At 68.4% G+C, this 14,701-nt stretch carries 10 protein-coding genes; 6 read left to right on the forward strand and 4 right to left on the reverse strand.

The genetic code is table 11. From position 1 onward, the window contains the following. Positions 1-16: 16 nt before the first annotated feature. Genes OLX02_RS18575 through trxA form a run of 4 tightly spaced genes read left to right on the forward strand, consistent with a single transcriptional unit; the run spans position 17 to position 7,540 of the window. The gene (locus OLX02_RS18575) at positions 17-709 is read left to right on the forward strand and encodes a nucleotidyltransferase family protein (protein ID WP_264425299.1); all 693 of its coding nucleotides are present in this window, start codon (positions 17-19) and stop codon (positions 707-709) included. After that, complete coding sequence (addB, locus tag OLX02_RS18580; RefSeq protein WP_264425249.1) at positions 702-3,689, forward strand: double-strand break repair protein AddB; 2,988 nt, start codon at positions 702-704, stop codon at positions 3,687-3,689. The genes OLX02_RS18575 and addB overlap by 8 nt, the downstream gene beginning before the upstream one ends. Beyond that, positions 3,686-7,144, forward strand: a complete 3,459-nt coding sequence (gene addA, locus OLX02_RS18585; RefSeq protein WP_264425251.1) for a double-strand break repair helicase AddA — start codon at positions 3,686-3,688, stop codon at positions 7,142-7,144. The genes addB and addA overlap by 4 nt, the downstream gene beginning before the upstream one ends. A 45-nt stretch (positions 7,145-7,189) precedes the next feature. Further along, positions 7,190-7,540: a thioredoxin gene (gene trxA / locus OLX02_RS18590; protein WP_264425252.1), complete on the forward strand. Its 351-nt coding sequence runs from the start codon at positions 7,190-7,192 to the stop codon at positions 7,538-7,540. 61 nt (positions 7,541-7,601) lie between these two features. Here the strand turns inward: trxA and OLX02_RS18595 are convergent, their stop codons facing one another. Genes OLX02_RS18595 through OLX02_RS18610 form a run of 4 tightly spaced genes read right to left on the reverse strand, consistent with a single transcriptional unit; the run spans position 7,602 to position 11,357 of the window. Continuing rightward, positions 7,602-8,411 carry an inositol monophosphatase family protein gene (locus tag OLX02_RS18595; RefSeq protein ID WP_264425254.1) on the reverse strand — a complete coding sequence of 270 codons (810 nt, stop codon included), beginning with the start codon at positions 8,409-8,411 and terminating at the stop codon, positions 7,602-7,604. Between the two features lie 7 nt (positions 8,412-8,418). Next, entirely contained in the window at positions 8,419-9,024 is a 606-nt protein-coding gene (locus OLX02_RS18600) for a glutathione S-transferase family protein (protein WP_264425256.1), read from the reverse strand. Positions 9,025-9,035: 11 nt separating this feature from the next. Beyond that, entirely contained in the window at positions 9,036-10,262 is a 1,227-nt protein-coding gene (argJ, locus tag OLX02_RS18605; protein ID WP_264425259.1) for a bifunctional glutamate N-acetyltransferase/amino-acid acetyltransferase ArgJ, read from the reverse strand. A 33-nt stretch (positions 10,263-10,295) separates the two neighbouring features. Next, complete coding sequence (locus OLX02_RS18610; RefSeq protein ID WP_319641263.1) at positions 10,296-11,357, reverse strand: acyltransferase; 1,062 nt, start codon at positions 11,355-11,357, stop codon at positions 10,296-10,298. Between the two features lie 117 nt (positions 11,358-11,474). Between OLX02_RS18610 and OLX02_RS18615 the strand changes: the two genes are divergently transcribed. Together OLX02_RS18615 and secA are read left to right on the forward strand one after the other, a co-directional pair. Continuing rightward, complete coding sequence (locus OLX02_RS18615) at positions 11,475-11,744, forward strand: hypothetical protein (RefSeq protein ID WP_264425263.1); 270 nt, start codon at positions 11,475-11,477, stop codon at positions 11,742-11,744. Between the two features lie 96 nt (positions 11,745-11,840). Then, on the forward strand, positions 11,841-14,579 hold the full coding sequence (gene secA, locus OLX02_RS18620; protein WP_264425264.1) for a preprotein translocase subunit SecA: 2,739 nt from the start codon (positions 11,841-11,843) through the stop codon (positions 14,577-14,579). Positions 14,580-14,701: the final 122 nt, after the last annotated feature.

Here is a 14,701-nt window from a genome sequence, read left to right on the forward strand (position 1 = left end):
GGCGAGCGACGTGGCGATGGTGCTGGCCGCCGGGCTGGGCAAGCGGATGCGGCCGCTCACCGCGTCGCGGCCCAAGCCGCTGGTGCGCGTGGACGGCCGGCCGCTGATCGACCACTGCCTCGACAAGCTGGACGAGGCGGGGATCGCCCGCGCGGTGGTCAACGTGCATTACCTGCCCGACCAGATGCGGGCGCATCTGGAAGGCCGCAAGACGCCGTCGATCGCGATCTCGGACGAGACAGACGCGCTGCTCGAAACGGGCGGCGGGGTGGTGCGCGCGCTGCCGCTGATCGGCGCCGACACGTTCTTCACCCTCAACAGCGACAACATCTGGCTGGATGGGCCGCGCAACGTCTTCGCCGCGCTGAGCGATGCGTGGGACGAGGACAAGATGGACGCGCTGTTGCTGGTGGTCAGCCATGCGCAGGCGTTCAACTATACCGGCATGGGCGATTTCCACCTCGACCAGATGGGCAAGGTGAGCCGGCGCAAGCAGGGCCGCGTGGCGCCCTATATCTTCGCGGGCGTGCAGATCCTGTCGAAGCGGCTGCTGCGCGATGCGCCCGACGGCGCGTTCTCGTTCAACGTGCTGTGGAACCGCGCCATCGAGGAAGGCCGGCTCTACGCGCTGCCGCTCACCGGGCTGTGGTACGAGGTGGGCGCGCCCGAGATGATCGCGCCGACCGAAGCCGCGCTGCAAAGTGGTTGATCACAAGCCCAGCGTCTATTCGATCGCGGCGCATCGCGGCTTTGCCGACGCGCTGGTCGCGGGGCTGATCCCCCGATACCGCGAGGAAGGCTTCGGGCTGGCGCGGCTTACGCTGCTGCTGCCCAGCCGCCGCGCGATCCGCACGGTGACCGAGGCGTTCGTCCGCGCCAGCGCCGATGGCGGGCGGGGCGGCTTGCTGCTGCCGCGCATGGCGGTGGTGGGCGATCTGGATCTGGACGAGACGCTGGGGCCGCTGCTCGACCCGATCGGGGCGGGCGCTGACATTCCCGCCGCCGCGGATCCGGTGGTGCGGCTGCTGCGCGTGGCGGATATGCTGCGCGAGGAACTGGCGGACAAGGCACCGGGCGAGGCGGGGCTGGTCCGGCAGGCGCGATCGCTGGTGCAGAGCATGGACCGCCTTTCCGTGGAGGGCGTGGCTCCGGAGAAGCTGCTCGACGATGACCTGATCGGGCTGGTCGGGGAGCTTTCGGAGCACTGGAAGGACAGCACGCGGCTGTTCGCGCGGGTGCTGTTCCGCTGGCGCGCGGAACTTGAGGCGCGCGGGCAGGTCGATGCGCCCGAGCGGCGCAACCTGCTGCTGGGCCATGCCGCTGCGCGCTGGCGCGAGGCACCGCCGCCGCATCCGGTGGTGGCCGCGGGCGTGACCTCTGCCTCGCCGGCGGTGGCGCGGCTGCTGCGCGTGGTGGCAGACCTGCCGCATGGCGCGGTGATCCTGCCCGATCTCGACCTGTCGCTGGCGCGCGAGGTGTGGGACGCGCTGGGCGTGGCCGGCGCACCGGAGGAGCCGGGCGGCCCCGCCTTCGGGCGCGGCGACGTGGCGACGCATCCGCAATATCACCTCAAGTTGCTGCTCAACCGCATGGGCATCGCCCGCGACGAGGTCATGCCGTGGCACCGGGCCGGGCTTGCGGCGGCACCGCCGGAGCGCAGCCGCGCGATCTCCAACCTGTTCCTGCCGCCCGAGGCGAGCGCTGCGTGGGTGGGCCTTCCCGCCGAGCAGCGCAGGCTTTCGGGCGTACGGATGATGGAAACGGCCCATCCGGAAGAGGAGGCGCAGGCGATCGCGGTGCTGGTGCGCGAGGCGCTGGCCGTGCCCGAACGCCGCGTGGCGGTGATCACGCCGGACCGCAGCCTTGCCAACCGCGTGGTGGGGCATCTGGCGCGCTGGAACATCGGCGCCGACGATACCGCCGGGCGGCCATTGCCGCAGACCCCGGCAGGCCGCGTGCTGCTCCAGATCGCCGAAGTCTGGGCTGAACGCGCCGCGCCGGTGCCGCTGCTGGCGCTGCTGGGGCATCCGCTGGTGCGCGGCGACCGGCGCGCGCAATGGCTGGAGCGGGTCCGCGAACTGGACCTCGTGCTGCGCGGGCCGCGCCCCGGGCCGGGCGTGGAAGCCGTGCGCGATGCGGTGCGCGCGAAGCAAAAGGGCTATCCCCGCCTGCCGGGCTGGTGGGACGAGGTCGAGGCGCTGCTGGTGCCGATGCTGCTTGTCCACGAACCGCTGCCGCTGGGCGCGGCGCTCGCCATGCTGAGCGAGACGGCCGAGGCGCTGTGCGGCGAAAGCGTGTGGGCGCAGGCCGATGGGCGCAGCCTTTCCGCTTTCGTGGAACAGTGGAGCGAGGCGGCGGGCGAGGCCGGGTTGCTGGTCGATCCGGTGGAACTGCCCGCGCTGCTGCGTGACGCGATGGAGGAAGTGGCGGTGCGCCCGCCCTATGGCGGCCATCCGCGCCTTGCCATCTACGGCCTGCTGGAAGCGCGGATGAGCCGCGCCGATCTGGTGATCTGCGCGGGGCTGACCGAGGGCTCTTGGCCCGCCGCGCCCGCGCCCGATCCGCTGCTGGCGCCGCCGGTGCTGCGCGCGCTGGGCATTCCGGGGGCGGATTTCCGTATCGGGCTTTCTGCGCACGATCTTGCCGCCGCGCTGGGAGCGCCCGAAGTGGTGCTGAGCCATGCGCAGCGCGATGCGGCAGGGCCGGCGATCCCCTCGCGCTTCCTGCTGCGCATCCGCGCCATGCTTGGGCGTGAATTGAAGCACGAGACGGACGCGCCCAGCCATGCCCGCGCGCTCGACGATGCGCCGCTGGCGACACCGGCGACCCGGCCCGAGCCGATGCCGTCGGCCGAGCAGCGCAAGGTGGCGATCGCGGTCACCGCGCTCGACCGGCTGCGCGGCGATCCCTACCAGTTCTATGCCTCGGCGATCATGGGGCTGCGCTCGCTCGATCCGCTCGATGCCGATCCGACGCCGGCATGGCGCGGGACGGCGGTGCACAAGATCCTGGAGGATTGGCACAAGGCCGGGGCGCCGCCGGGCGAACTGATCCCGCTGGCCGAAAAGGCGCTGGCCGAAATGAGCGCGCATCCCTTCATGCGCGCGCTGTGGCAGCCGCGCCTGCTGGCGGCGCTGGCGTGGATCGAGGCGGAGCAGGACACGCTGCTGGGCCAGGGCCGGCAGGTGATCGCCTTCGAGACGAAGGGCGAGGTGCTGGTGGACGGCGTGCGCATCCACGGCCGCGCCGACCGCATCGACCGCTGCGGCGACGGCACGCTGGCCGTGATCGACTACAAGACGGGCACGCCGCCTTCGGGCCGGATGGTGGAGCAGGGTTTCGCGTTGCAGCTCGGCCTGATCGGGCTGATCGCCGAAATGGGCGGGTTCATGGACGTGGACGGCACGCCCAATGCCTTTGAATACTGGTCTCTGGCGCGCAACAAGGAGCGGGGCTTCGGCTATCGCAGCGAGCCGGTGCTGGAAGGCAAGAAGCAGTCCGGCATCCCGCGCGAGGATTTCCTCCCCGAAACGCTGCGCTTCCTGAAGGAAGCCATCGCGCGCTGGATCCTGGGCAGCGATCCCTTCACCGCGCGGCTCAATCCCGATCTGCCGGGCTACAGCGACTATGACCAGCTGATGCGGCTGGACGAATGGCAGGGGCGCAGCCTGAAGGGAGGCCAGGGATGAGCAAGGTCTATCCGCTTCAGGGCAACCAGATGCACGCGGTGGCGCCCGAACGCACGGTGTGGCTTTCCGCCTCGGCGGGCACGGGCAAGACGCAGGTGCTGTCCGCACGCGTGCTCCGTCTGCTGCTGCAACCGGGGGTGGAGCCGGAGCACCTGTTGTGCCTGACTTTCACGAAGGCGGGCGCGGCGGAAATGGCGACGCGCGTGAACGACGTGCTGGCGAGCTGGGTGCGGTTGCCGGAAATCGATCTTGCGGGCCAGCTGCGTGCCATTGGTGCGTCGATCCATCCCGATACCGTGGCGCGGGCGCGCAGCCGCTTTGCCGCGGTGCTCGATTGTCCCGGCGGCGGCCTCAGGATCGAGACGATCCACGCGTTCTCGCAGTGGTTGCTCTCCGCCTTTCCGGTGGAAGCCGGGCTGCTGCCGGGCACGCGCGCGATGGAGGACCGCGACCGCGATCTGCTGGTGCGGCAGGTGCTGGCCGAGCTGCTCGTCACCGCGCAGGATCAGGGTGACGAGACGCTGCTCGATGCGCTGTCCGACCTCAGCCTGCGGATGGCGCAGGATCAGGTGGAGGACTTCCTGCTGCGCTGTGCCGGGGCGCGCGAGCTGTGGTTTGGCGAAGGCGCGTGGCAACCGCCGCTGCGGCCCCGGATCAACCGCGCGCTGGGGCTGGAGGCTGAGGAGGACAGTTCCGGCCTTGCCGCGCTGTGCGCCGACGATGCCTTTGACAGCGCGTCCGTGCGGCGCTGCATGGAGGCCAACGCGGCGTGGGGCGCGAAAGGCGGGATCGAGGCGGCCAATGCGCTGGGCGACTGGCTGGCTGCATCGCCGCAGGGGCGGCTCGATACGCTCGATGCACTCGCGGCGCGGTTCCTGACCGGCAAGGGGGAGCCGCGCTCGGCTCGCTATGTCGACAAGCACGAGCCGGCCTATGCCGATTATCAGGCGCGTGTCATCGCCTGCATCGAGGCGGTGCGCGAACGGCGCGCGCTGGTGGCGCTGGCCGAGCGATTGGCGCCTGCGCTCACGCTGGGTCGCCGTTTTGCGCTGGCGTGGGACGAGGCCAAGGCGCGCGAAGGGTTCATCGATTTCGACGACCAGATCCGCGCCGCCGCCGCGCTGCTGACCGAGCGGGCGAGCGCGGAATGGATCCGCTACAAGCTGGACCGGCGCTTCGACCACATCCTTGTCGACGAGGCGCAGGACACCAACGAGGCGCAGTGGCGCATCGTGCTCGACGGGCTGGTGCAAGATTTCTTCACCGGCGAAGGCCAGCACGCAGAGCGGATGCGCACACTGTTCGTGGTGGGCGACTACAAGCAGGCGATCTTCCGCTTTCAGGGGACCAGCCCCGAAAACTTCGCCGCCGCGAAGGATCGAGTGGCGCGGCAGCTTTCCGGCGTGGCCGAAGTGCTGGGCGATGAGCGCCGCGAGTTGCTGGGGCTGGGGCTGGGCCAGTCCTATCGCACCGCCAATTCGATCCTGTCGTTCGTGGACCGCGCGATCCACCTGATCGGTCCGGCGCGTTTCGGCCTGCCCGAAGCGCCCGAACCTCACCGGGGCGAAGACCGTCCAGGGCAGATTGCGCTGTGGCGTCCCGTCGGCCTGCCCGAAGGCGAGGCCGAGGCGGAGGACGTTGAGGAAAGCGGCGATGAAGGCGGGGAGGGCTGGCTCTCGCGCCCAGACCGCGATCTGGCGGATCGGCTGGCGCGCCAGATCCGCGCGTGGCTGGAAAACGGGTTCCCGCTCCAGAAGGGCGAGCACCGGCTGGCCGGGCCGGGCGATGTCATGGTGCTGGTGCGCAAGCGCAAGGAGCTCGCCGGACTGATCGTGGCGCGGCTCCATGCGCAGGGCGTGCCGGTGGCGGGGGTGGACCGGTTGCGGCTGGGTGCGCCGCTGGCGGTGAAGGACCTTGTCGCCGCGCTGCGGTTCTGCGCGCAGCCGCTGGACGATCTCAATCTGGCGGCGCTGCTCGTCTCGCCACTGGTGGGCTGGACGCAGGAAGACCTGCTGCGGCACGGCTACCGCGACAAGGGCGTGCGTTTGTGGGAGCATTTGCGCGCCAGCGAAGGGCCGGACACGCATCCCGCGATGGAAGCCTTGCGCGGTCTGCTCCAGCGCGCCGACTACGAGCCGGCGCACGATCTGCTGCACTGGCTGCTGGTGGGCCCGTGGCAGGGCCGGCGCAAGCTGGTGGCGCGGCTGGGGCGCGAGGCAAACGATCCGATCGATGAGCTGCTCAATGCCGCGATGGCCTATGCGGCGGCGAACGTGCCCAGCCTTGTCGGCTTTCTGCAATGGTTCGACGCGGGCGAGGGTGAGCTGAAGCGCGAGGCGGGCAAGGCCGAGAATCTGGTACGGGTGATGACGGTGCACGGCTCCAAGGGGTTGCAGGCGCCGATCGTGATCCTGGCCGATGCGGCCGACGATCCGGACGCTTCGCCGCCGCGCGGCCTGGCGGCGGTGGAAGAGATATTGGGGCGCAAGCGCACGGTGCCGCTGCCTGCGCTGCGCAAGGAGGAAAAGGTCGGCGCGGTGCGCACGGCGGAACTCCAGGTGGCCAAGGAAGAGCGCGAGGAACACTGGCGGCTGCTCTATGTGGCGATGACGCGTGCCGAAGAAGCGCTGTTCATCGGCGGGTCGATGAGCAAGCGGCGCAAGGAATTGCCGGCTGACAGCTGGTACGCGCAGCTGGAGCCGCTGTTCGGCGAGGACGACTGGATCGACGACCCGCTGTGGGGCGGGCGCAAGGAACTGGGCAGTCTGCCGGCGCGTCCGGCAGCCAAGGCCCGCCGCGAGGTCGCGCCCGCGCTCGTTCTGCCCGAGGTGCTGCGGGTGCCGGTGGGACCGGAGCCGCGCCCGCCGCGTCCGCTCGCACCTTCGTCGCTGGGTGAGGATGAAGCGCCCGATCCGCCCGTGCGGCCGGGGCCGGGCGCGCTGCTCGCGGCGCGGCGGGGCACGCTGGTGCACAAGCTGATCGAGCGGCTGCCCGAACTGCCTGCGGAAGCGCGCGGCGACGCGGCGCGGACCTGGCTGGCACGGGCAGCGGCGGATTTCGCGGAGGATGCGCGCGAGGCGATGGCCGAGGCCGCGCTGGCGGTGATCGGCCATCCTGACTGGCAGGATGTGTTCGGGCCGGGATCGCTGGCCGAAGTGCCCGTGGCGGCGCTGGTGGGGGATCGGATCGTGTCCGGCACGATCGACCGTCTGCTGATCGGCGCCGAGCGCATCCGGATCGTCGATTTCAAGACGGGGCGGCGGCCGCCTTCACGGATCGAGGACGTTCCGACCGCCTATGTCCGGCAGATGGCGGCCTATGTCGCCGCGCTCAGCGTGATTCATCCCGGCAAGGGGGTGGAAGCCGCGCTGCTTTATACCCATGCGCCCCGACTGTTTGTGCTGTCCGATGCGCTGATCGCGGCGCAAAAGCTGGACCTTCCTGCCGCGCAGTAAACCTTTCGGGGATGATCGGTTGCGCCCCGCCGTTGTCACCCTAGATTGCAGACCAACCGAAACAGGAGTTCCGCGATGTCCACCAAAGCCGTCACCGACGCCACCTTTGCCGCCGAAGTGCTTCAGTCCGACAAGCCCGTGCTGGTCGATTTCTGGGCCGAATGGTGCGGGCCGTGCAAGATGATCGCGCCGGCGCTGGAGGAAATCGCCGAGGAACTGGCCGGCCAGGTGACCATCGCCAAGATGGACATCATGGAAAACACCAGCATCCCGGGCGAAATCGGCGTGCAGTCGATTCCGCTGCTCGTGCTGTTCAAGGACGGCAAGGCCGTGGCGCAGAAGCTGGGCGCCGCGCCGAAGAGCCAGCTCAAGGGCTGGCTGGAAAGCGTTCTCTGATCCTACCCGGCGGCGCCCCATGACTTTCAGGGGCGCCGTTCCGGTCTTCAACCCAGCGTTATCAGTCCAGCCGGGCGAGTTGTTCGGCCAGCATGTCGAACAGGGCCGGGCTGGCCGCGCCGATCAGGCCGGGTTCGAGATGACGGTCCACGCGGTAGGGCGATCCGTCCGGCCGCGCGGCCTTGCCGCCCGCCTCGTTGACGAACAGCACGCCGGGGGCATGGTCCCATGCCAGCGTGCGCTCGAAGATCGACAGGTCGTTCACCCCCAGCACGAGGCGGGGGTACTGTTCCGCTGCACAGCGCGGGATATCGACCACGTTGTAGTGCGGCGTGATGTGCGCTTTCACCCGGGCGCGATGCTCTGGGTCCATGAACACCAGCGAGATCGCGGCGACGGGCGGTTCCTGCCCGGTCGTGCGCGCGTGGACGCGCTCGCCGTCGACAAAGGCGCCCTGTCCCCGGTGGGCGGAGCACAGGCGGCCGGTGAGCACATCGTAGATCCAGCCCGATACGCATTCACCGTCTTGCGCCAGCGCGAGCAGCACGCCGAACGGCGGCTTACCGGCGGCGAAGTTGTTGGTGCCGTCGAGAGGGTCGATGATCCAGCACAAGCCGTCGCCCAGCCGGTCCATCACGGCCGGATTGGCGTGGCTGGCCTCCTCACCGACGATGGCGGCTTCGGGTAGCAGTCGGGCAAGCGCCTCGGTCAGCATCGCCTCGGCCTCGGTGTCGGCCACGGTGACCATGTCGTCCACCGCCTTGGCATTGATCTCGCTGGCGGCCAGCTGCTGGTAGCGCGGCAGGATCGCGGTTTCGGAAACACGCCGCAGCAGGGCTGCGACTTCACGGTCGAGAGCGGTTTCGGACATCGGCGCCTCAGGTAAGGGGGATCAAGACCTGGCTGGCATAGCCGGGCCGACGTTGCAGGCGCGTGTACCAGTCCGCCAGATGCGGCAGTTCGGGCCGCGGCACGGGGAGCGAGAAGAAGGTGTGGGCATAGACGCCCATCGGCATGTCCGCGATGCCGAAGTCGGGGCCGGAAAGCCACGCACGCGTCGCCAGTTCGGCGTCGAGGATGGCCATCATCCGGCCCGCGGCCTCGGCTGATTTCGCCACTGCCGGGTCGCTGCCGTCCTTGCCCTGCCGCACGCAGCCGACGAAGGCGTCGCGCTGGGCATCGGCAAAGTGGAACTGCCAGTCCATCCACTTGTCGCCCGCGGCGCGAGTGGCCGGGTCGTTACTGCGGAAAGCGGGGGCGTGCGCGTCGGCCAGATAGCGCAGGATCGCGTTCGATTCCCACAGCACCAGATCGCCGTCCTGAACGGTGGGGATCAGGCGGTTGGGATTCATCGCCAGATATTCGGGGGTGAAGCCGAAGGCGCCGCCCATGTCGATCCGCCGGTGCGGGAGGTCCATCTCGATCGCGGCCCACGCGATCTTCTTGACGTTGTGCGAATTGAGGCGGCCCCAGATGGTCAGCATCGCGCGGGGCCTCAGCTGCGGTAGTCGGCGTTGATCGAGATGTAGCCGTGGGTCAGGTCGCAGGTCCACACCGTGGCGCGGCCCTGGCCCATGCCGAGATCGACCTCGATCGAGATCTCGCGGCCCTTGAGATGTGCGGCGACGGGGGCCTCGTCATAGTCGGCGAGCGGCTGGCCGTCGCGCGCGGCCCAGGTGCCGCCGAAGCCGATGGAGAGGCGGTCGCGGTCGGCCGGTTCACCAGCCTTGCCCACCGCCATGACCACGCGGCCCCAGTTGGCGTCCTCGCCGGCGATGGCGGTCTTGACCAGCGGCGAATTGGCGATGGCGAGGCCGACCTTGCGGGCGCTTTCGTCGCTGACCGCGCCCGACACCGAGATGGCGATGAACTTCTGCGCGCCTTCGCCATCCTTGACGACGAGGTGGGCAAGCTGGCGGCACACGTCGGCCAGCGCGGCGGCGAAAGCGTCCGCGCCTGGGCTGTCTGCCGAAACGAGCGGGGCGTTGCGGGCCTTGCCGGTGGCGAAGGCAAGCACGGTGTCGCTGGTCGACGTGTCGCTATCGACCGTGATGCACGAGAAGGTGCCGAGATTGGCGGCCGACAGGCACTGCTGCAGGAACGCGGGTTCCACCGCGGCGTCGGTGAAGACGTAGCCCAGCATCGTGGCCATGTCGGGCGCGATCATGCCCGAACCCTTGATGATGGCACTGAACGTGACCTTGACGTCACCGACCATGGCCGTGGCGGTCGCGCCCTTGGCAAAGGTGTCGGTGGTGCCGATGGTGTTGGCGGCCTCTTCCCAGGTGCAGGGCTCGGCGAGCAGCGCGGCTTCGATGCCGGCCTTGGCCTTGTCCTTGGGCAGCGGCACGCCGATCACGCCGGTGGAGGAGACGAACACCTGTTCGGGCGCGCAGCCGAGGTGCGTGGCGACTTGCGCCATGATCGCCTCGACCGCCTCGCGGCCGCGATAACCGGTGAAGGCATTGGAATTGCCCGCGTTGACCACCAGCGCGCGCGCCTTGCCAAGGCGGGCGTTGTCGCGCCCGATTTCGACTTCGGAGGAGCAGCACACGTTCTTGGTGAAGACGCCGGCGACGGCGGTGCCTTCGTCGAACTCGACGTAAGTCAGGTCACAGCGGCCCCAGTCCTTGTACCCGGCGCGGGCGATGCGCGGGGTCACGCCGGCGATGGCGGGCAGCGCGGGGAAGGGCAAGGCGAGCGGGGAAACGGCGTCGGACATGGCACTGCCGCGTAGCTTCCGCCGCGCACGGCATCAAGCCGCTTGTGCAGCCGGGCGCCACCGCGGCAGCGGCACCGCGCCGATGCCCTTGGCGAGCCAGCTGCGGGATACGATGTGCGCCAGGGCGATGCTGGCGGTGGCGGCGGCAAGGAACACCATGCCGCCGAATGCCGGCGGGACGCGCGCCGCCAGCAATTCCGCCGTGCGCAGGACCGGAAAGTGAAGCGCGTAGAGCGGGAAGGATATCCTGCCGAGCCAAGCGGCGGTGCGGGCAAGCCCATCCGGAATACGGGCCGCCGCAGCGATCGCCACCACCGGGATGAAGCCCAGCACGGTCAGCGGATCGCCGGATGCGGCGGGAACCACAAGGAGGACGGGCACGACCAGCAGGGCCGCAAAGACGGAGGGGGCGAGCCACCATCGCAAGTGGCGAGCAGCCAGGGGTGCCCATCGGGCGTGCGTCCGCGCCAGGACGCAGCCGGCGATGTAGCCGAAGGAAACGCGCAGCAGGCCCTGGCCCCATGTCAGGCCACGGTCGCCGGCGTTGAGTGAGCCATGGGCATGGGCCATGGCCGTAAGGGTCAGCCACGAAGCGCCGGCGAGCCCCACCAGCACAGCCAGCCCAAGGCGGCGCAACACCAGAACGTGCGCTCCGTTGGCGAGAAGTTCCGACAGCAGCGACCATTGCGGGGCGTTGAGCGGGAATATCGGCTGGTTGTCGTCAAACAGGGGGGCGAACATCAGGCCACTAAGCACTAGCGCGACGGACGGCAATGCACCATCGCTGGCTGTCGTCAGTGCGATACCCAGCATGGTTCCCACGGCCATCATCGGCCACAGACGGGTTACCCGTCGGGCAATCAGCCGCCCCGCGCCTGTTTTTGCGCCCGCCCCCTGTTCAAGCGAGGGGACCAGGACAAAGCCGCTGAGGATGTAGAAAAAGTCCACGGCTAGATAGGACCGATCAAAAACGCCGCCACCGAGATGCAGCGTGCCCATGTGGAACATCAGCACGGCAAGCGCCGCGATACCGCGCATGGCGTCGATCAGAAGCAGTCGGTGCGCGGGATTGCTGTTGTGAGAGGCGGGCGGCATGGCAGGGTGAAAGGCTATCGCGCAGGCGATAAGGAATGGTGAACAATTCGCGCATGGCGGGCCGCGCCGCTTTTGCGCATGGACCTTCGTCGCAAAGTTTCCTACTTGCGTCACCCTATGCGCTTGCTGCTCGTCCTTCTGGCCATGCTCACGGGCCTTTCCCTGCCCGATGTCGCGGTGGCGACGTCGCGTGCGGAAGTGGCCGGGGTGGGCGTCTCGGCAAGCGCGGCCACGCAGGCGGCGGCCCGCCGCACTGTGTGCCCGGTGCGGGCCAAGGCTGCGCCGCCGCGCAAGTTCGCGGCGCTTCAGCGCAAGCCGATCTGGCTGCCCACCGCGGCGCTGGTCGAAAATTGCGGCGTCCGGATCACGGACCGCGCGCGCGAATAGCGCAGCGCCGGCACTTTTTACCCGTTTGAACGTTTGCCGGCACGCGCGTGATCCACGCCTCGCGGCAGCACCCTACGCATAGCAGGAATCTCACTTATGTTCGGCGCCCTTGCCAAGTCGCTTTTCGGCTCGTCCAACGACCGCTACGTCAAGTCCCTCGACAAGATCGTCCGCCAGATCGCGGCGTTCGAGCCGCAGATGCAGGCCTTGTCCGATGAGGAACTGGCCGCGCAGACCCCCAAGTTCCGCGAGATGCTCGCCGGCGGCGCGTCGCTGGACGACATCCTGCCTGAAGCTTTCGCCACGGTGCGCGAAGGTTCGGTCCGCGCGCTGGGCCTGCGCCACTTCGACGTGCAGATGATCGGCGGCATCGTGCTGCACCGGGGCGAGATCGCTGAAATGCGGACCGGCGAGGGCAAGACGCTGGTGGCGACGCTGGCGGTTTATCTCAACGCGCTGGAAGGCAAGGGCGTCCACGTCGTCACCGTCAACGACTACCTCGCCCGGCGCGACGCCGAGACGATGGGCGTGCTCTACAATTTCCTGGGGCTGACGGTGGGCGTGATCGTGCCCAACCTGAACGAGGAGCAGCGCCGCGCGGCCTATAACTCCGATATCACCTATGCCACCAACAACGAGCTGGGCTTCGACTACCTGCGCGACAACATGAAGCACGAGCGGGGCCAGATGGTGCACCGTCCGTTCAACTTCGCCATTGTCGACGAAGTGGACTCGATCCTGATCGACGAGGCGCGCACGCCGTTGATCATCTCCGGCCCGACCGACGACAAGAGCGACCTCTACCTGTCGGTCGACGCGGTGGTGAAGCAGATCGTCCCCGAGCTTTACGAGGCGGACGAGAAGACCAAGAACATCAGCCTGACCGAGGACGGTGTGGAGTGGGTCGAGCGCGCACTGGAAGCCGCGGGCCTGCTGGTCGGCTCGAACCTCTACGACGTCGAGAACACGATGGTGGTCCACCACCTCGACCAGGCGCTCAAGGCGAATGTCATGTTCAAGCGTGACATCGACTACATCGTGAAGGACGACAAGGTCGTCATCATCGACGAGTTCACCGGGCGCATGATGGATGGCCGCCGCTGGTCGAACGGCCTGCACCAGGCGGTCGAGGCCAAGGAAGGCGTACGGATCGAGCCCGAGAACCAGACGATGGCCTCGATCACGTTCCAGAACTATTTCCGCATGTATCCCAAGATTTCGGGCATGACCGGCACCGCCGCGACCGAAGCCCCCGAATTCTTCGACATCTACAAGATGAACGTCGTCACCATCCCGACCAACGTGCCGGTGCAGCGCGTGGACGAGGAGGACGAGTTCTACAAGAACACCGCCGACAAGTTCCAGGCGATCGCCAAGCTGATCCGCGAGAAGTTCGAGATCGGTCAGCCGGTGCTGGTGGGCACGGTCTCGATCGAGAAGTCGGAGCTTCTGTCGGAATACCTGCGCAAGGAAGGGGTGAAGCACAACGTGCTGAACGCCCGCTTCCACGAGATGGAAGCCCATATCGTGGCGCAGGCCGGCCGGCTGGGCGCGGTGACCATCGCGACCAACATGGCGGGCCGCGGCACCGACATCCAGCTGGGCGGCAACATCGAATTCCGCATTGCCGACGAATTCGGCGATGTGCCCGAAGGACCGGAGCGCGATGCCGGAATTGCCCGCATCCGCGCCGAAGTGGCCGAGGACAAGGCCAAGGTTCTGGCGGCGGGCGGCCTCTGCGTGATCGGCACCGAGCGCCACGAAAGCCGCCGCATCGACAACCAGCTGCGTGGCCGTTCGGGCCGCCAGGGCGACCCCGGCCTGTCGAAGTTCTACCTCTGCCTCGAAGACGACCTGCTGCGCATCTTCGGGCCGGACACGCTGTTTTCGCGCATGATGAACAGCAACCTTGCCGACGGCGAGGCCATCGGGTCGAAGTGGCTGTCCAAGGCGATCGAGACCGCGCAGAAGAAGGTCGAGGCCCGCAACTACGACATCCGCAAGCAGGTCGTCGAATACGACGACGTGATGAACGACCAGCGCAAGGTGATCTACGAGCAGCGCGCCGACATCATGGATGCCGACGCGGTTGGCGACGTGGTGGTCGATATGCGGCACGATACTGTCAACTCGCTGGTGGGCGATGCCTGCCCGCCGGGGTCCTATCCGGAGCAGTGGAACATCGCCGGCCTGCGCGAGCGGGTGCAGGACGTGCTGGGCATCGATGCGCCGTTCGAGGAATGGCTGGAAGAAGAAGCGGTCGAACCTCAGCTGGTCGAGGAGCGGCTTTCGGCGGCGGCCGACGCCGCGATGGCGGCGAAGCTGGAGACCATGGACGCCGAATCGTGGAAGGGTCTGGAGAAGTCTATCCTGCTCGAACGGCTCGACCATCACTGGAAGGAGCACCTCGCCACGCTCGACGCGCTGCGGCAGGTGGTCTTCCTGCGCGCCTATGCCCAGAAGACGCCGATCAACGAATACAAGCAGGAAGCGTTCGGCCTGTTCGAGAAGATGCTCGACGCGATCCGCGAGGACGTGACGCGCATCCTGATGACCGCCGAGTTCCGGATGCGCCAGCCGGACGACTTCCAGCTGCCCGAGCTGCCCGATTTCCTGACCAGCCACATCGATCCGTTCACCGGCGACAACGATGCGCTGGCCGTACCGGGTGCCGCGGCGATGCTGGGCGCGATGGGGGCGCAGGGTCCGGAACAGGTTGCCGCACCGGGGCAGGCGGGCGATGACCCCTATGCCGGCAGCGGTATCAGCCGCAACGCGCCGTGCCCTTGCGGTTCGGGCCAGAAGTACAAGCACTGCCACGGCGCGCTGAGCTGAATGCGCGCCTGACGGCGAAACATAAATTTTTTCAGCAACCGCTATGGCACGGCGCGATCCCTGGTGATCGCGCCGCCCTGACCGTTTGACTTTCATCCATTTTGGTTGCTAACAATCTATAA

It is taken from the genome of Novosphingobium sp. KCTC 2891 (assembly GCF_025938155.1).
Classification (GTDB): Bacteria; Pseudomonadota; Alphaproteobacteria; order Sphingomonadales; family Sphingomonadaceae; genus Novosphingobium.